The sequence below is a fragment of the Kutzneria sp. NPDC051319 genome (assembly GCF_040682195.1).
Classification (GTDB): Bacteria; Actinomycetota; Actinomycetes; order Mycobacteriales; family Pseudonocardiaceae; genus Kutzneria.
The window spans coordinates 13,887-30,555 of the sequence record NZ_JBFBAM010000080.1 but is presented as its reverse complement, the minus strand read 5'-3'; the positions used below and the strand labels follow the sequence as shown (position 1 = coordinate 30,555).

Annotated in this window: 15 protein-coding genes; 11 read left to right on the top strand and 4 right to left on the bottom strand. The window is 69.2% G+C overall.

Features of this window, described 5'->3' with window-relative positions; all coding sequences use genetic code 11:
- The first annotated feature begins 69 nt into the window (after positions 1-69).
- From eccCa to AB0M73_RS42500, 5 genes are read left to right on the top strand one after another with little or no spacing between them, the layout of a single operon-like run.
- Positions 70-3,996 carry a type VII secretion protein EccCa gene (eccCa, locus tag AB0M73_RS42520; RefSeq protein WP_363904209.1) on the top strand — a complete coding sequence of 1,309 codons (3,927 nt, stop codon included), beginning with the start codon at positions 70-72 and terminating at the stop codon, positions 3,994-3,996.
- Complete coding sequence (locus AB0M73_RS42515; RefSeq protein WP_363904206.1) at positions 3,989-4,423, top strand: hypothetical protein; 435 nt, start codon at positions 3,989-3,991, stop codon at positions 4,421-4,423. Before eccCa ends, AB0M73_RS42515 begins: the two co-directional genes overlap by 8 nt.
- Positions 4,420-5,235 (top strand): TIGR01777 family oxidoreductase, encoded by an 816-nt coding sequence (locus AB0M73_RS42510; protein WP_363904203.1) that lies wholly within the window; start codon positions 4,420-4,422, stop codon positions 5,233-5,235. The genes AB0M73_RS42515 and AB0M73_RS42510 overlap by 4 nt, the downstream gene beginning before the upstream one ends.
- Positions 5,216-6,973: a hypothetical protein gene (locus tag AB0M73_RS42505; RefSeq protein ID WP_363904200.1), complete on the top strand. Its 1,758-nt coding sequence runs from the start codon at positions 5,216-5,218 to the stop codon at positions 6,971-6,973. Before AB0M73_RS42510 ends, AB0M73_RS42505 begins: the two co-directional genes overlap by 20 nt.
- A 44-nt stretch (positions 6,974-7,017) precedes the next feature.
- On the top strand, positions 7,018-7,953 hold the full coding sequence (locus tag AB0M73_RS42500; protein WP_363904197.1) for a hypothetical protein: 936 nt from the start codon (positions 7,018-7,020) through the stop codon (positions 7,951-7,953).
- On the opposite strand, the gene AB0M73_RS42495 is transcribed toward AB0M73_RS42500, so the two are convergent.
- Positions 7,950-8,294 (bottom strand): hypothetical protein, encoded by a 345-nt coding sequence (locus tag AB0M73_RS42495; protein WP_363904194.1) that lies wholly within the window; start codon positions 8,292-8,294, stop codon positions 7,950-7,952. The genes AB0M73_RS42500 and AB0M73_RS42495 overlap by 4 nt on opposite strands.
- 86 nt (positions 8,295-8,380) lie before the next feature.
- Complete coding sequence (locus AB0M73_RS42490; RefSeq protein WP_363904191.1) at positions 8,381-10,714, bottom strand: hypothetical protein; 2,334 nt, start codon at positions 10,712-10,714, stop codon at positions 8,381-8,383.
- A 100-nt stretch (positions 10,715-10,814) separates the two neighbouring features.
- Between AB0M73_RS42490 and AB0M73_RS42485 the strand changes: the two genes are divergently transcribed.
- The 6 genes from AB0M73_RS42485 to AB0M73_RS42460 all read left to right on the top strand — a co-directional run bounded on the left by AB0M73_RS42485 (position 10,815) and on the right by AB0M73_RS42460 (position 14,381).
- Positions 10,815-11,369 (top strand): hypothetical protein, encoded by a 555-nt coding sequence (locus AB0M73_RS42485; RefSeq protein WP_363904188.1) that lies wholly within the window; start codon positions 10,815-10,817, stop codon positions 11,367-11,369.
- 197 nt (positions 11,370-11,566) lie between these two features.
- Entirely contained in the window at positions 11,567-11,899 is a 333-nt protein-coding gene (locus AB0M73_RS42480; protein WP_043721056.1) for a hypothetical protein, read from the top strand.
- A 13-nt stretch (positions 11,900-11,912) separates the two neighbouring features.
- Positions 11,913-12,209 carry a hypothetical protein gene (locus AB0M73_RS42475; protein ID WP_043721058.1) on the top strand — a complete coding sequence of 99 codons (297 nt, stop codon included), beginning with the start codon at positions 11,913-11,915 and terminating at the stop codon, positions 12,207-12,209.
- A 71-nt stretch (positions 12,210-12,280) separates the two neighbouring features.
- Entirely contained in the window at positions 12,281-12,628 is a 348-nt protein-coding gene (locus tag AB0M73_RS42470; protein WP_043721060.1) for a hypothetical protein, read from the top strand.
- Positions 12,628-14,046 carry a hypothetical protein gene (locus AB0M73_RS42465; RefSeq protein WP_363904184.1) on the top strand — a complete coding sequence of 473 codons (1,419 nt, stop codon included), beginning with the start codon at positions 12,628-12,630 and terminating at the stop codon, positions 14,044-14,046. Before AB0M73_RS42470 ends, AB0M73_RS42465 begins: the two co-directional genes overlap by 1 nt.
- The gene (locus tag AB0M73_RS42460) at positions 14,046-14,381 is read left to right on the top strand and encodes a hypothetical protein (RefSeq protein ID WP_363904181.1); all 336 of its coding nucleotides are present in this window, start codon (positions 14,046-14,048) and stop codon (positions 14,379-14,381) included. The genes AB0M73_RS42465 and AB0M73_RS42460 overlap by 1 nt, the downstream gene beginning before the upstream one ends.
- A gap of 328 nt (positions 14,382-14,709) precedes the next feature.
- On the opposite strand, the gene AB0M73_RS42455 is transcribed toward AB0M73_RS42460, so the two are convergent.
- Complete coding sequence (locus AB0M73_RS42455; RefSeq protein ID WP_363904178.1) at positions 14,710-14,973, bottom strand: hypothetical protein; 264 nt, start codon at positions 14,971-14,973, stop codon at positions 14,710-14,712.
- On the bottom strand, positions 14,973-16,136 hold the full coding sequence (locus AB0M73_RS42450) for a TNT domain-containing protein (RefSeq protein WP_363904175.1): 1,164 nt from the start codon (positions 16,134-16,136) through the stop codon (positions 14,973-14,975). The genes AB0M73_RS42455 and AB0M73_RS42450 overlap by 1 nt, the downstream gene beginning before the upstream one ends.
- Positions 16,137-16,669 lie beyond the last annotated feature (533 nt).

Below are 16,669 nucleotides of genomic sequence, written 5' to 3'. Positions count from 1 at the left end.
CTTCTCCCCCAAACGGAGTACGCCGTTGCCACGCAGCCCATAGAGTAGATCCGTCGATCGGGAGGTGTCGTGTCAACTGCGCTGTTCCGACGGCCGCCGAGAGCGCCGCGGCCGACGGTCCCCGCCGGTGACGTCCTGCTGCAACCGCCGCCCGAGCTGCCCAAACCCGACACGGGAAACGTGTGGCTGACCGCGTTGCCCGCGCTGTCCGGCCTCGGCTCGGTCGCCTACCTGCTCGGCGGGGCGGCCAACCCGATCACCTACGTGGCGGGCTCGTTCTTCCTGTTCTCCTCGCTGGCCATGGTGGCCGGCTCGCTGCTGCGCTCCAGATCCACCCAGAAGGGTGACTCTCAGCAGATTCGTCGGGACTACCTGCGCTACCTGGGCCGGATGCGCCAGCAGGTGCGGCGGACCGCGGCCGCGCAGCACGAGTCGTTGGGCTGGGGCGCGCCCGAGCCGGAGCAGCTGTGGGCGGTCGCGGCCAGCAAACGGCTGTGGGAGCGGCGTCCGGCCGACGAGGACTTCGGCGTGGTGCGCGTCGGCCGTGGCCCGCAGTACCTGGCCACGCAGCTGGTGCCGGGCGAATCCGGCCCGGTCGAGGACCTGGATCCCTTGGCCGCCTTGGCTCTCAAGCGTTTCATCAGCACCCACACGGTGGTGCCGGACCTGCCGGTGCAGGTGTCGCTGCGCCGGTTCGCGGCCATCGGCATCGGCGGCGACCGCGACGCCGCACGGGCCGTGGCGCGCTCGCTGATCTCGCACGTCGCGACCTTCCATCCGCCGCAGGACCTGCGGATCCTCATCTGCACGTCCGAACAGGACGGTCCGGACTGGGGCTGGGCCAAGTGGCTGCCGCACTGCCACCACCCCGACGAGGTCGACTACGCGGGCCCGGTGCGGCTGATCAACCCGTCGCTGGTGGCGCTGGAGGACTGGCTGGGCGTGGAGCTGACCCGCCGGCCGCGCTTCAACCGCACCGCCGAGCCGGATCCCGACGTCCCGCACGTGCTGGTGGTGATCGACGGCGGCATGGTAGCCGGCACCGAACTCGTGCTCGGCCACGACGGCCTGCAGGCGGTCACGGTCGTCGACCTGGACGGCCGGGCCGGCGACCTGATCCGGACCCACGGCCTGGAGCTGATCGTCGACGACGGCGAATTGGCCGTGCGCAACGGAAGTCGGCTGGAGGCGCTGGGCACGGCCGACGCGATGCCCGCCCCGGTGGCGGCCGCGCTGGCGCAGCAGCTGGGCGGCCGGCGCCTCGACGTGACCTCGCACGCCGACGACCTGGCCACCACCAGCCAGACCCTGCCCGGCCTGCTCGGCATCACCGACGCCGGCGCGATGGACCTGGACGTGCTGTGGAAGCCCCGCCCGCTGCGCGACCGGCTGCGGGTGCCGATCGGCATCAGCGCCGACGGCACGGTGCTGGACCTGGACATCAAGGAGTCCGCGCAGGACGGCATGGGCCCGCACGGCCTGGTCGTCGGCGCGACCGGCTCCGGCAAGTCGGAGCTGCTGCGCACGCTGGTGCTGGGCATGGCCGCGACCCATCCGCCCGACCAGCTCAACCTCGTGCTGGTGGACTTCAAGGGCGGCGCGACCTTCGCCAAGATGGGCCATCTGCCCCAGGTCGCCGCCGTGATCACCAACCTTGAAGACGATCTGTCCCTTGTGGACCGCATGCAGGAGGCGCTGTCCGGCGAGATGAACCGCCGGCAGGAGATCCTGCGTGACGCCGGCAACCTGGTGTCGGTCCGCGACTACGAGCGGGCCCGGCAGAACGGGGCCGGCCTGCCGCCGCTGCCCAGCCTTTTTGTCGTGGTCGACGAGTTCTCCGAGCTGCTGAGCCAGAAGCCCGACTTCGCCGATCTGTTCGTCCAGATCGGACGGCTGGGGCGGTCGCTCGGGTTGCACCTTTTGCTGGCCTCGCAACGATTGGAGGAGGGGCGGCTGCGCGGTCTGGAGGCGCACCTGTCGTACCGGATCGGGCTGCGCACGTTCTCGGCGCAGGAGAGCCGCACGGCCATCGGTGTGCCGGACGCCAACGACCTGCCCAACGCCCCCGGGCACGGCTTCCTCAAGACCGACACCGCGACGCTGCGCCGGTTCCGCGCCGCCTATGTGTCCGGCGCCTACCACTCCGCCGAGGATCGCGACGGGCAATCGTTGCTCGGGGTGGGCGATGTGCGGCCGTTCACCGCGCGCTCGCTGCCCGTGCCGGTCGGGCTGGACAACCTCACGCCGGCGGCGGCCGACGCCGACGAGGACGACGAGAACCCCAGCCGGCCAACGATTCTTTCGGTGATGGTGGACCAGCTGATCGGCCAGGGAAGCCCCGCGCATCAGGTGTGGTTGCCGCCGCTGGACGCCCCGGACACGTTGGACGCGCTGCTGCCGGGCCTGGCCGTGCGGCCGGGGCGGGGCTTCGGCGCGGCGCCGGAGTTGGCCCCGCTGACCGTGCCGGTGGGCACCGTGGACCGGCCGTACCACCAGCGGCGCGACCCGATGCTGATCGACCTGGCCGGGGCCGGCGGCCACGTGGCCATCGTCGGCGGGCCACGGTCGGGCAAGTCGACGCTGGTCCGAACCCTGGTCGCCGGGCTCGCGCTGCGGCACACCCCGGCCGAGGTGCAGGTGTACTGCCTGGACTTCAGCGGCACGCTGTTCGCGATGTCCGGGCTGCCGCACGTCGGCCGGGTCGCCGGCCGGCAGGACAACGAGATCGTCCGGCGCACGGTGGCCGAGGTCAGCGCCGTGGTGGAGCGGCGCGAGACCCGGTTCCGCGAGCTGGGCGTGGACACCATGGCCGACTACCGGCGGCTGCGGGCCGAGGGCAAGGTGGCCGACGACCCGTTCGGCGACGTCTTCCTGGTGGTGGACGGCTGGTCGGTGCTTCGTCAGGACTACGAGGACCTGGAGGCCTACCTGCTCAACCTGGTCGGCCGGTCGCTGACCTACGGCGTGCACGTGGTGCTGACCGCCAACCGCTGGCTCGACCTGCGGCTGGGGCTGCGTGACCTGGTCGGCGCCAAGATCGAGCTGAAGCTGGGCGACGCGCTGGACTCGGAGATCGACCGCAAGGCCCAGCAGGCCGTGCCGGCCGACCGGCCCGGCCGCGGCGTGACCAGGGAACGCCTGCACTTCCTGGGCGCGGTGCCGCGGGTGGACGGCCGCAGCACCGCCGACGACCTGGCCACCGGCATCGCCGACCTGATCGCCAAGATCAACGAGAACTGGTCCGGGCCGCCCGCGCCCGCGGTGCGGCTGCTGCCCCGGATGATCGAGTTCGCCGAGCTGCCGGTCCAGCGTGGACTGGTGATCGGCGTGGAGGGGCAGCGGCTGGAGCCGGTCGTGCTGGCCGACCAGGGCCTGGTGCTGATCGGCGACAGCGAGTCCGGCAAGACCTCGACGCTGCGGGCGATCGCGCGCCAGGTGGTGAACCGCGGCGACGCCAAGGCGGCCAAGGTCGCGCTGATCGACTACCGGATGACCATGCTCGGCGAGTTCGAGGGGCCGGAGATGCTGGCCTACGGCACTACGCCGCAGCAGACGGTGGAGATCGTGGCCGGCCTCGTCGAAGGCTTCACCAAACGGTTGCCGGACACCGATGTCACGCCCGAGCAGCTGCGCAACCGCTCCTGGTGGACCGGGCCCGACGTGCACATCGTGGTCGACGACTACGACCTCGTGGCCAACTCGGTGGGCAATCCGCTGGCCCCGCTGCTGGACTTCCTACCGCAGGCTCGCAACATCGGGCTGCACCTGTACGTGGCCCGGCAGGCCGGCGGTGCGGGGTCGGCGATGCTGGAGCCGGTGCTGCGCCGGATGCGGGAGCTGGGTTTCCCGGCCGTCATCCTAAGCGCGCCGCCCGACGAGGGCACCCTGTTCGGCGTGCGGTCGGCCCGACTGCCGGCCGGTCGTGGGACGTTGGTGCACCGCCGTCTCGGCGCCGTTCCCGTGCAGCTGGCGCGGTTGGACTCGCACCATGGTTGACATGCTTCTGGTGGCGCACCTGGTGATCGCCGCGATCTGGCTGGGCTCGATGAGCTACAGCCTGACCGTCGTGCAGCCGAAGGTGGACCGCTTCTTCCTGGACGAGGAGCAGCGCGAGGAGTTCCTTGTCCTGCTGGCCCACGGCAACCGCTGGAAGGTCGTCGGGCTGGTCGCCGCTTTGGTGCTGAGCGGAATCGCGCTGGCCGTTCTGGTCACGCCCTGGTACGCGGTCTCCGTTGTGCTGTACGGGATCGCCGCCTCCATCTTCTGGCACGTGTCGTGGCGGCACTGGCCGGCCCGGATCTTCGCCGTGGTCGAGGAACTGGCTTCCTACCGGCGTCGCCTGCGGATTTTGGCTTCCTGCATGGTGGTGCTGGTCGGCGTGGCGTTCGTGTTCGCGTTGGGCCTGACCGTGGTGCGGCCATGAAGGTCGCGATCACCGGCTCCAGCGGCCTGATCGGGACCGCGTTGCGCGAGTCGTACGAGGGCGACGGCCACACTGTGGTTCGGCTGCCTCGGCAGGTGGACCGGTCGCAGGTCGACGGGGTCGACGTGGTGGTGAACCTGGCCGGCGCCGGCATCGGGGCGCGGCGGTGGACGCGGTCGTATCGGGACGTCATTCTGCGTTCCCGGGTCGACACGACTTCATCGTTGGTGACGGCCATCGGCGAGGCCCGAAGGCCGCCCAAGGCGTTGTTGTCGGCTTCGGGCGTGAGCTACTACGGCGATCGTGGTGACGAGGTGCTGACCGAGAGTTCGCCTGGGGGCATGGGGTTTCTGCCTTCCGTGGTACGTGCGTGGGAGGCGGCGGCGGTGGCCGAGATTCCGGTGTGCCACCTGCGTTTCGGTCTCGTGTTGTCGGCGTCGGGCGGTGTGTTGGGTCGGATGCTGCCGTTCTTCCGGGCTGGCCTCGGCGCTCGATTCGGCTCCGGGCGGCAGTTCTGGAGCTGGATCTCGCTGGTCGACGCGGTGCGGGCGATCCGGCATCTGCCCGGCGCGCAAGGGCCGTACAACGTGACCGCGCCGGAACCGGTGCGCAACAGCGAGTTCACCCGCGCCCTGGCCTTGGCGGTTGGCCGTCCGGCCGTGCTGCGGGTGCCGGCCTGGTCGTTGCGGTTGGCCCTCGGCGGCGTGGCCGGCGACGCCCTGGAGAGCATTCGCGCGCGGCCTACCCGCCTGATCGAGGCCGGGTTCCGGTTCGAGCACCGGGAGGTGTCGCGTGACGTTCTCACAGGCTGAACTGGTGGCCCAGGCCGGTGTCGACCCCTGGGCGTTGCGTGACAAGCTGAAGGCGGGCGATCCCGCGCAGATCGAGACGCTCGCCGCCGCCTTCTACGGCGCGGGTGGCGACATGGCCGACTCCAACGCCGCCAAGCAGCAGGCGCAGGTCTACGTCGGCGAGGGCTACACCGTCAACGGCTCGTCGCCGGTCGACTTCGACGCCGAGGCCCGCGGCACCAGGCAGTCGCCCGACCACCTCAACGCCATCGCCAAGGTGCTGACCGGCGTCGCCGGCGACCTCGACCGCCAGACCGGCAGCGCCGTCAAGGAGATCGGCAGCCTGGAGAGCACGCTGTCCGGCATCAACGGCGAGTACACGACGTTCATGCAGGGCATCGGCCACCACCTGCCGCCCGATGACCAGCAGTCGGCGCGGCAGGAGTTCCTGGACAAGGCCGTCGCCGCCGTGAAATCGAGCGGCACTCAGGTCACCAAGCTGGTGACCGACTACGAAGTGGCGCTGATGGGCTACCTCAAGCGGATGGGCGACCTGGGCTATGTGCCGTCGGCCAACCTGCAGGAGGGCCCGAACGTGCTCGACCTGACGCTGGACAATGCCGACGGTGAGCTCAACGGTGGCATCAACCCCGACCTGCCGACCGACCTCGCGGCGTTGCAGAAGCTGTTGGACGCCGCCCGCGCCGACGGGCTCGACCCCAAGCGCTACGCCGCCCTGCTCCAGCAGTACTGGCTGGTCAAGGCGGCCAACGACGCCGGGATCGACCTGAGCAAGTGGGATCCCAAGGCCGGCGTAGACGGCAACCTGGGCAACATCATGAACGTGTACAAGTTCTACGGTCAGTTGTTCCTGGACCATCCCGAGTTGCAGTGGGCCGGCATGGCCAACATGATCGGGCCGTCCTTCGCCGGCGGCTTCATGGACCTGGACAGCATGAAGGACTTCGCACACGGCCTGGCCGACAAGATCAACTCGCTGCCGCCCGAGCTGCGTGCCGCGGTCCCTCAGGAGCTGCGGGACCTGGCGTCCGCCGGGGCCAACCTGACCGCCGGCGAGCTGGGCTGGTTCGAGAACAAGTTCCTGGCCATGCAGAAGCACATCTTCATCGACCAGGGCTCCATGCACGAGGCCTACGTCAACGGCGGCACCGGAGCTATCGACGAGATGCGCCGGGCCGGGCTGATCGACGACCGCGCCGCCAACGCGTGGAGCGACATCGCCAGCGGCGATCCCGGGCGGATCCAGCACGGCAACACCGACCTGCTCTACCGTGAGCAGAACCAGGTCATCGCCAAGCAGTACGACGAGATGTACAACCATGACGGCGTCGTCGGCAAGGCGATGACCTACGGCATGACCGTGGCCGGCCAGGCCTCCATTCCCGGCACCAAGACCCCCGGCGAGTACAAGCCGCTCACCGTCGGCGCCGATGTCACCGTTCCCGGCCTGTTCGCCGACGAAACCGTGGGCGCCCATGTGACAACGCCGCTGCCCTCGTTCAACGTGGCCGACCGTGATCACCGGTGGGACTACGTCACCCACGACACGTTGCCGGCGTACCAGAAGTTGTTGGCCGAGCACCCGGATCAGGCGCGGGCCATCGTCGCCTCGTCCGTGCCCGACCGGGTCGCCGACCAGCGGCTGGAGCACCGGTGGCCGCAGTTGGCCGAGCACATGCTCGACGACTGGGACCTCGACGTCGACGCCGACGTCCGCTTCCACTGGCCGTGGTCATGAGGTGGCTGGCCGTCCTTCTCCTTCTCCTGCTTGGAGGTTGCACCGTGAGCACACCCGTCGCGCCGTCTCTGGTGCACGACGACAAGGCGACGATCGACCTCACGCGCAAGCCGACCCGGGCCGACTTCGGCTTCGCCGCCGGCCGTAACGACCGGTCGTACCAGCGCGGGTCGGGGGTCGACGCCATTGGCACCACCGTCGTGCTGCCCACCGGCACCTTGCACATCCCCGCTTTCGGCATCACCGCCGACGGCGGCGACTTCACCGGCGCGGTTTCGCTGCCGCCCCAGCACATCGTCGTGCAGCGCAAGTTCGACCGGGCCGCCCAGGCCCAGCAGAGCCTGCTCGCCGACGCCCCCACCCTCGGTCTGTCCACACAGGACATTCGTGACCAGCTCTCCCGCGTCACCGGCGCCACCATCGGCTCCGGCGTCGTCGACGGTCTCGTGCAGAACTGGTTGGCCGCCTACGTCGAGGTCATCGGCTACGAGGACGGCGCCGTCGGCGTCAACTACACCTTCACCATCGACCAGTTCCACAACGACGCCATCGACGCCGTTGTGCACGACGGCGTTTTCCCCATCGACCTCACCCACCGGCCGTCCCGCGCCGAACTCGCCTTCCGCGACGGCTTCCCCACCGCCCGCGTGCAACCGGCTTGGAACGCCACCCTGTCCGTCCGGCTGACCTTGCCCGGCGGCGTCATCCAGCGCCCCGTCCGCAGCGTCGACTCCACCGCCACCCAGACCGTGGTGTCATTGGCCTCCAGCAGCATCGCCGACGCCCAGGCTTTTCTAGCCGCCGACGCTCCCGCTCTCGGCGTGGACCCCGGTTCGGTGTGGGACGGCGCCGGCCACGTCAAGAAGACCCTGCCCGGTCTTCGCACGGCCTTCTACGACGTCTCCGTCACCGTCGACGCCACCCTCGGCCAGCCCGGCTCCTTCGCCGCCTCGCTGTCGTACACCTTCACCTACCACTAGCAGGAGGCATACCCATCCACCCGCACGTACTCGGCCTTGGGCACGGTGACGGTCAGCACCGTGGCATGGTCCGACGTCAGCGCCATCTGTGCCGGATCGTCGTCGCTCGACCGCTGGATGAAGCGGATCCCGTCGAGCTTGATCGCCTGATCGGCCGTGGCCAGCACGTTCTGCTCCGCGCTGTACTGGTTCTCCTTGGCCAACTGCGCGATCACCGGCGCCGACCACTTCACCGCCGCCCAGTGGGTGTCCTTGCACTGTCCGATGTAGACGTCCGGTGCCGACGTCAGATAGCCCATCCGCACCAGTGCCTTGCCGAAGGCCTCGATGTCCGATCGCACGGTCGCACGGTCGTCCCGGGGCGCCGACTGCCCCGAGCAGCCGACACAGCATGCGAACGCCGCCACGAGGGCAATCACTGTGCGCTTCACTTGCCACCAGCCAAATTGTATCCGTGGTCGAACCGACCGGCGGCGTTGTTGGCCTGCTCGTAGACCGAGGCGCCCTGCCCGAGCGTGCCCTCGGACTCGTTCGCCACGCCGCTCATGTAATCGTAGTACGCCTTCTTCAGGTTGTCGTCGCTCATGACCTGGGCGACGTTGAGCATGTGTCCGTGGCCGTCGAGCAGCTGCGGCGGAATCTTGTCGGTGCCCGGATAACCGGCCTCCTGCAGGATCGCGGTGCGCTCGTAGTCGCCGACCATGGCCACCTCGTGGCCGTTGTCCTTGAGCGCTTCGAGCTGCTGCTCGGAGCCGGCGGGCGCGCCGTACAGGCTCTCCAGCCCCATGTTCGTGGTGTGCTTCATGGCGTCCCACACGGAGTCGGACACCTTGAGGAAGGCGCCGCCGGCCGCCTCGGCCAGCTTGCCGGCCGGGATCATGTCGACGCCCGCGGACAGGATGCCCTTCATGATCTCCTTGGCGTGCTCCTCGCTCTCCACCTGCTCGCCGACGACCTCGACCGCGGCACTGTTCTCCGAGCCGGCCACCGAGCCGTAGGCCTGGGAGACGTCATCGAGGTAGTGCGCGGACTGGTTGTGGTGCAACAGGTCCACGTCGCCCCGCGCGCCGGCGAGCATCGCGTTGTGCGCGGCCTGCCCGGCCGCCGAGTCGAAGATCTTCGTCGCCTCCGGGTTGCCGGCGAAGGTCTTCGCGAACTCCTGGGCCAGCTCCGGCGGCACCTCGAACGCGGCGTTGTCGCCGAGCAGCTTGCCGTTCGCGTCCACAGGCAGGACCTCGTCGCCATGAGTTCGGTAGCCGGCGGCCATCTCCTGCACGTAGGAGCCGCCGATCTTGGCGAAGTTCTGGGCGGCGATCGGCGGCACGTCCTTGCTGTCGTGGGCCATGTCGTTGAACAGGGCCTTGGCGAAGGTGACGGCCTCGGGGCTGTGGCTGCCGTCGGTCTCGTTGTCGGCGCCGGCGGCGGCCTCGAAGGCGGCACCGTAGCCGTGGGCGATGGAGCCGGTGGAGTCGTCCTTGCCGTACTCGACGAGCTTGTGGATGTTGTCCTGGTAGGCGGCGGTGGGGTCGCCGTGGATGTGCACGTCGGTGCCGGGCTGGCCCATGGTGGCCAGGGCTTCGCGGGCGGCCACGGGGTTTCCGCCGAGGTCCTGGGTCCAGGCGGCGACGACGTCGTCGGGAACGCCTACGTCGTAAGGGAAGGAGCCGGCGGGGCCGCCACGGAAGCCCATGCCGCCGAAGCCCTCGGCGCCGTGCTGGGCGAACTCGTCGAGGGCGTTGGCCCGGGCGGCCTGGGCCAGCCAGTCGGGTGGGAAGTGGCCGTTGGAGGCCATCGCGGCGCGGCTCCACGAGGTGGCGGCCTCGCGAGGCGGCACCAGGAACTGGTCGGCGACGGCCTTCATGCCGGGATCGTCATTGGCATTGCTGACGGCGGTGCCGAAAGCGTGGCTGAATGTCTTGAGATCCTCGGCGGCGGTGTGGCTGCCGCTGGCTTGCAGCATGCTCGGCAGGATCTGGCTCAGCTGCGGCCCGAGTTCGCCGTAGAAGGCGGCGGAGAAATAGGGATCATCCATGTACGGCGCGATCTCGCCGGCCACGGTGTGCGCGTTGCGGGCCCAGTTCTCGTCGAGCGAGTGATTGTTCTTGAGATCGTCGGCGTATTTCTTGGCCAATGTCTGAAGATTTTTCACGTAAGCGTCGGCATCGGCGCCGAGATCCTCGAGCTGGCTCGGCGGCACATAACCAAGATCGGACATCGTCCGCTGCGCGCCGAAAAGCGTCTCCTCATATCCGGTGAGCAGCTGGTGCACGGCACCGCCGTGCGCCTTGACCGCGGCCACGGCCTGATTGACGAAATCGTCCCGTGCGGCCTGGCGGTCGTCCGGCGGCAGGTGGTGGCCGGTCTGCTGCATGAAGGCGACCCACTGCTGCTCGATCGCGGCCAGCTCGCCGTTCAGGCCGTTGACCTCGGACGTCGCCTTGCTGATGGCCCCGTCCAGGTCGCCGGCCACGGTGTCCAGCGTCCTGCCGATCTGCTGGAGGTGCTCCGGACTGGTCTTCGTGCCCGCGGCCTGGGCGTCGAAGTCCACCGGCGAGGCCCCGTTGACCTGGTAGCCCTCACCCACGTAGTGCTGCGCCTTCTGCTGATAGGAGTTCGACGTGGTCATGTCGCCGCCGGCCTTGTAGAACGCCGCCGCGAGACCCTCCACCTGAGCCGGATCGCCCTTGGCCAGCCGGCCCTGCTCTTTCCACGGGTCGAATCCGGCCTTCTGGGCGAGTTCGTCGTTGGAAATCAGGTCCATGGTCGCGGCCTCTCGTCCCCGAAGCTGGTCCGAGGATAGGGGAGGATCCGTCACCTGGCCGCCGATCGGCGAAACCGTCACCCACTGGCACACTGGCCTCATGGTCAAGACGGCGCAGCTGGCAGTGGTCGGCACCGCACTCGTCCTCGGCGGCCTGCTCACCGCCTGCACCGGCGACCCGGGCACGGCCGGCCCCACGTCCACATCGGTCACGACCTCGGCCGCGCCGACCACCACGGCGGCCACGACCACGACGACCAGCAGGAACCTGGCCCTGCCGCCCGGCGTCGGCCCGTTCAACAGCGCGGTCTGCGTCGCGAACCTCTACGCCTCCGGCGTGGTCAACGGCCTGATTCCCTACCTCAACCAGGTGAAGAAAGGCCGCCCGATCAGCGATGCGGGCTGGCAGGACATTCAGACGACGCTCCCCGACGCCATCGCCAGCTCCACGCCGCAGCGTGGCCTTCTCCAGCAGTTCGGCGTGCCCGCGGCCTTTCCCGCCTATCAGGACTCGGACGATCTGCTGGCGGCGATGAACGCGGTGCTCGACGCGGGAAAGGCGAAAGACGCCGCCAAGCTGGCCCAAGCCTTCGATCGGCTGCAGACGGCCAGCGCGCTGTTCGGCGAGGACTGCGGTGCCCTCACCCGCGGTTGATCTTCTGAGGGGCTACTCAGAGTAGCGCTCACTCCCCTGAGTTGACGAAAACGACTCCGCCGTTTGCCGAGTCGTTCTACAGTGACTTCACGGGCAAGGGGAACCGCACCCGGCCGTCGGAACGTCTGACCGACTGCCGTCATGAATGGACAGTGGGGCGGTCTCACCAACGACAGACCAGTACAGGGAGGGTCTCCGTGAGCGGTCCGAAGATCGATCTGGCCACCGTGCAGGCGGCCGAGAACGTCGTGAACAACGCGGTGTCCGAGATGGAGGGCATCACGAAGAAGATTCTCGACCAGGCCGGGCTCAGCCAGGCCGCGATGAAGGCGCCCGCGGGCCAGGTCACCGCGTCCACCTTCGACCAGCTCGGCGGCGGTGGCCGCGCGCTGTCCGAGGTGCTGGGCCAGCTCAAGACCGATCTCGGCCGGCTGCGCGAGACCGCGCTGTCCGGTTCGGACCAGGCCACCCAGGCGGCCAAGGCGGCCTCGCCCGGCGGCCTGAGCACCAGCGTCGCGCAGGGAATGTGAGGGGGATTCGGCTATGACCGACTACATCGAGTTCAACACCGAGCAGATCTCGCAGATCGCCTCGGCCACCCGCGGCCACCAGTCCGACTGGGACGGTGTGTGGGAAGGCGTGCGCAGCAAGCTGTCCAGCACCGTCTCCGAGGCGCTCGACTCGCTGACCGGCTCCTCGTTGCAGGACCGCACCAACGAGTACCACCGCAAGACCGAGCAGTACACGGCGCAGCTCAATTCGCAGCAGCTGGCGGTGGGCAAGGTCGGCGACATCGCCACCGAGACGAACCGGAACATGAGCAACGTCATTCGAGGCTGATCGGGTCGACCCGACGCGGACACCGGGGGCTCCGGTGTCTGGTCGGCGTCCCGCGGGGAGGGTAGGCATCCATGGGGAACCAGCTGTTCGGGTGGTCTGACGACCAGAAGGTCGTGCTCGACCCCGACCTGCTCAACGAGGCGGCCAGCCGGCTCAAGCAGCAGGGGGGCGACGAGCTCGTCAACCAGTTGAGGAACGCGTTGGCGCCACCCGGGGCGTTCGGCCAGATCGACGGCGGTCTGTCCGCGCAGGTGCGACTCACGCACATGTTCACCTCGTTGCAGTCCGAGCTGGCGAAGGTCGGCCTGGACATGCAGGATCTCGCCGCCCGCACGCTGGCCGCGCGGCAGATGGCCATCCAGGCCAACGCCGACACGACGCACGCCGCCAACAACGGCGCCCCGAACGGCGGGCGATGATGGCCGACTACGACTTCTACGACGCCTACGACGTCATCCAGAGCGGCCAGCCCTACAGCCTCAAGCAGGTCGCCGACACCTGGCGCAACTTCGCCAGCGCGTGCCTGAGCGCGGCCGACCAGCTCAAGGGCACCAGCGACATGGTGACCGCCCAGCAGGGCACGCCGTACCAGAACTTCGGGGCCCGGGCCACGCCCGTGGCCAACTGGATGAACCAGGTCGCCAACCAGGCCAACACCGTCGGCACCGGGCTGGCCAACGCCGGGGCCGTCGGCAGCAGCGCGCAGATGGAGGCGCACGAGCAGTACGCCACCGTCTCCCAGAAGATCGACAAGATCGTCGGGCCGGACGACGCGCTGTCCATGGGCAAGGTCAACGGCATGAAGGCGGCCGAGGCCGAGGGCGCCGCCGTGCTCAATCCCCAGATCGACAAGTGGTCCGCCGCCTACAACGAGTTCAACCCCGGCACCGTGCCGCCCGCGCCGGTCACCAACGGCGGCTCCGGCACCGGAACCGGCGCCACGAAAACGTCCACTTCGGACGGACCTGGGTCCACCGGCAAGACCGTCGGCACGCCGGTCGACACGCACACGGTGACGACGCCGACCGCCGACGGACGCCCCATCGCCACGGACACCACGCAGACGCCGCCGCAGCTGCCCGGCAAGGAGGACTACCCGCACTCCTCGGTGATCGGCTCCGACGGCAAGGACTTCACCGGTTGGGTGAAGGACCCCCGGACCGGTTACCTGATCGACCCCGGCAGCGGCCAGGAGTACGACCCGACCAGCGGCCGCTGGGTGGATCCCGTGACGGGCAAGCCTTTCGGCGACGTGACCCAGTACTCGTCCCGCCTGGAGGGGCTGTCCGGCGGCACGCCCGGCCCGTTGGCGCTGGGCGGCGGTGGCGGGGGCGGCGTCTCCGTCGACCCGCTCTTTTCCCTTGGTGGCAAGCCGTTGTTCGGCGGCACGGTGCCGCCGAGCCTGAACCCCGCCAACCCGGCGTACTCGCAGCTGGCCCAGACCGCAGGCAACTCCATGGCGGCCAAGGCATACGCGGCCAACGCCCTGGCTCAGCAGGAGGCACAGCAGGGCGGACGTCCTTACGTGCCGCCCATGCAGGCCGGCGCCGGTGGCGGTATCGGCGGTGGCGCCGGCTCTCGTGCCCGCCGCAACCGCGCCCTGGCCGAGCCGGAGTCCACGTGGACCGGCCGGGCCAAGGCTCGCGCCCGTGCGACGGCCGCGGCCGGTGAGGCCGAAGGCTCTTCCGGGCAGCGCGGCTACGTGCCCGGGATGCAGGCCGGCAAGGGCGAGAAGGACCGCGACAAGACGCGGGAGAACCCCGACTGGCTGGTCGAGGACGACGTGTGGTCCAGCGGCCAGCGGGCCGCCCGTGGCGTCCTCGGAGAGGACAGCTGATGTCGGACATGAAGTACGACTCCGGCGGCCTCCGGGACGGCGCCTCCAAGAACCGCCAGTCCGGCGAGGCCGCCGCCGGGGCCGCCCGCACCCTGAGCGGGGTCTCCGTCGACGCCCATCCGTTCGGCGACGTCAACAACGCCGGCTCCTTCGCCGGCGCCGTCGGCGAGGCCCACCAGCACCACATCACCGGCGCCACCAACGCTTCCACCCAGCGCGACATCGAGGGCGGCCGCGCCGACAAGACCGCCACCCTCGGCGACGAGCTGACCTCCGCCACCACCACCGTCGCCGACCAGGCCGCCGTGCGCCGCGTCGCCGACGGCATGTCCTGACCGCTTTCCCTGCACCCGGCCGTCGATGACCCAGGACGTCTATATGGGATACATGGGACGGGGCGTGCTCAGCCGGGCAGCAGCGCAAGCGCTCGACGATGCGCTGACCGAGCCCAAGGGGTAACCGCGGGGTTCAACGATGACGGTCGGACCCCGCAACGCGCTGACCTGTGACCGTCTGGGGCTCGAACCCGAAACCTACGGGCTGCCAGTCCACTGTTGTGGTTGATCGCTGTCGGCCCTGTTTCCCTTGCCTTGCAATGGATCTACTCCACCCGAGGTTTGCGCAGTGAAAGGTGGCGGTTGTCAGCCGGTGATTCGCACAGGTCTAGTTCGGCCTCGCTTGCAAGAGCCCTTGCGTCAGTTGCTGGACGGCGAACCGACCTATCAGGTGGACGCACGCGTCCTCCTCTCTGGCGAAGGGCACTTCGTCGAACCTGCTGCCGCGTTCGCTCCAGAACACATGCCAGGTGCCGTCGTCCTCGGCGGTCAGGCACCATCGTTCGTGTGCCTCGCCCCCGATGGCGTACTTGTCGGCCGCGACGCCCAGGAGGTCGAGGAAGCCACCCACCGTGTCCATCAAGACGACCATCAGATCTCCTTCAAGTAGCCGGCGAGGACCAGATCCTCAACGGGGTGCGGGGAAAGGTACTGGATCCCGCCGCCCGGGAATCCCATGGCGGGGGCGATCCCGCCCATCCACGCCGGGATCTCCTTGACGACCTCGTATCGGTGGTAGCCCTTGTCCAGCGAGTCACCCGGGATCGCACGGTCGTTGAAGGGGGTTCCCGCGGGGGACAGGTACCGTCCGTTGGGATCGCCGAAGCGGTCGATGACTGAGCCGCGTTCGAGGACCACTGGAAGTCGATCCTCCGAGCTGGAGAACCCGTCGGGGTATCGAGTCTTGTCGGGCCAATCGTAGTCGTCGTACCCCTCGGGGGTTTTGCCGTGGTAGTAGCGGGCTCTCCAGTCGTCCTTGCCGAGGCCGGCGTAGCCGTCCTCGCCGTGGAGGAGCTTCTTGACCTCGTCGGAGTCGGCCGGCAGTCCGGGCTTGAACGGTGAGTCGCTTCCCGCGCCGCCTTGCGCCAGCTGGGCTTTCTTCAGGGCGGCTTGCGCGAGGTCTCGCTTGTCCACCAGGTCAGCGTCTGGGTGGGTGAGGTATCGCGTCTGGACGGGGCCGTCAGGGCCGTTGCGGGCACCGGTGGGACCGGTCGAATAGCGGTACTTCTGCGGAAATTGGGGATCTGTGGTGGCGTCGCCTCGGCGCCCTGTGGCCTTGCTTTCGGTGCCGAAGAGATCCCCGCTGATCCGCGTCCGCTCGCCCTCCTTGCCTCCCGGCAGCCGTGTGGCAGTCCGATCCTTGTCGCTCGCGGACTTGGTGGACGGAGACTTCTTGTGTGTGGCACTACCCTTCGGGCCGGCCTTGCCTTTGGTGTCCGGGTGCAGCTTCTCCAGTAGGCCCGCACCGTGCTGGTCGGCTTGCTCATGCAGATCCGCGGTGGTGCGCAGTCGCTGGCCCGCGCCTTCGACGACGCGGCCACCCTCGCCGAAGACCTTGCCGGTGACCTGTATGCCCGTGCCGAATGCCTTGCTGATTACGCTGCCGATCCCTGACCGGTCGCTGCTGGCGTGTGAGAGCAGGCGCTGTCCGGCCGAGTCCAGCTTCTGACCGCCCTCGGCCAGCTTCCCGCCGAAACCGCCGAGCTTGGTGCCGGACCGGCGAAGGTGCTCGGGATTGGTGTGGATCTTGCTCATCGGTGGTTACCCCATGCTCGCGAGCGCACGGCAGGTCTCGTACAGCTTGGCAGCCGACGTTTGTCCCGGACGTCACCCGGAATCGACTGAAGCTTGTCGATCGCCTCCCGAACGACTTTGGGGTCGAAGCGCGTCCCGTTGCCCGTGTCGATCCTCGCCATGCCGCGCCCCCGTCGCTCGCCCCCAGTGCCGGGTAGATGGACGCAGCCCGCCTCCTGCCGGTTCCCGATCGTACCGACAACGGTGACGACCCGTCGCCGGACTGCAACCATGTGTAGTCAACCGAGTGTATGACGATCGGCGTGGTCTTAGGCCGAACGCGGGCCGAGAAACGCCGGCGCGACGCGCCAACGAGGACAGCGCGGAAGCTGGTCCGTATGTCCGGCAACGGGATCTGAGCCAGGGAGAGGGGCGAGGTCGTCAATCGGACCGGGTCGAGGCGATTGGCGCCGGGTTAAGGGCCCCCTGGCCAGCAAGGATGTCGCCGTTTCCGTGGGGTAAACGCGGGTTTGATCTTGAAGGGACTAGGCGGT

Bases quoted from the DNA above. Each gene is read 5' to 3' on its own strand.
- AB0M73_RS42485 (WP_363904188.1), top strand. From the start codon at position 10,815: ATGGTCAAGACGGCGCAGCTGGCAGTGGTCGGCACCGCACTCGTCCTC.
- AB0M73_RS42490 (WP_363904191.1), bottom strand. From the start codon at position 10,714: ATGGACCTGATTTCCAACGACGAACTCGCCCAGAAGGCCGGATTCGAC.
- AB0M73_RS42455 (WP_363904178.1), bottom strand. From the start codon at position 14,973: ATGGTCGTCTTGATGGACACGGTGGGTGGCTTCCTCGACCTCCTGGGC.
- AB0M73_RS42515 (WP_363904206.1), top strand. From the start codon at position 3,989: ATGGTTGACATGCTTCTGGTGGCGCACCTGGTGATCGCCGCGATCTGG.
- AB0M73_RS42470 (WP_043721060.1), top strand. From the start codon at position 12,281: ATGGGGAACCAGCTGTTCGGGTGGTCTGACGACCAGAAGGTCGTGCTC.
- AB0M73_RS42460 (WP_363904181.1), top strand. From the start codon at position 14,046: ATGTCGGACATGAAGTACGACTCCGGCGGCCTCCGGGACGGCGCCTCC.
- AB0M73_RS42475 (WP_043721058.1), top strand. From the start codon at position 11,913: ATGACCGACTACATCGAGTTCAACACCGAGCAGATCTCGCAGATCGCC.
- AB0M73_RS42465 (WP_363904184.1), top strand. From the start codon at position 12,628: ATGGCCGACTACGACTTCTACGACGCCTACGACGTCATCCAGAGCGGC.
- AB0M73_RS42450 (WP_363904175.1), bottom strand. From the start codon at position 16,136: ATGAGCAAGATCCACACCAATCCCGAGCACCTTCGCCGGTCCGGCACC.
- AB0M73_RS42510 (WP_363904203.1), top strand. From the start codon at position 4,420: ATGAAGGTCGCGATCACCGGCTCCAGCGGCCTGATCGGGACCGCGTTG.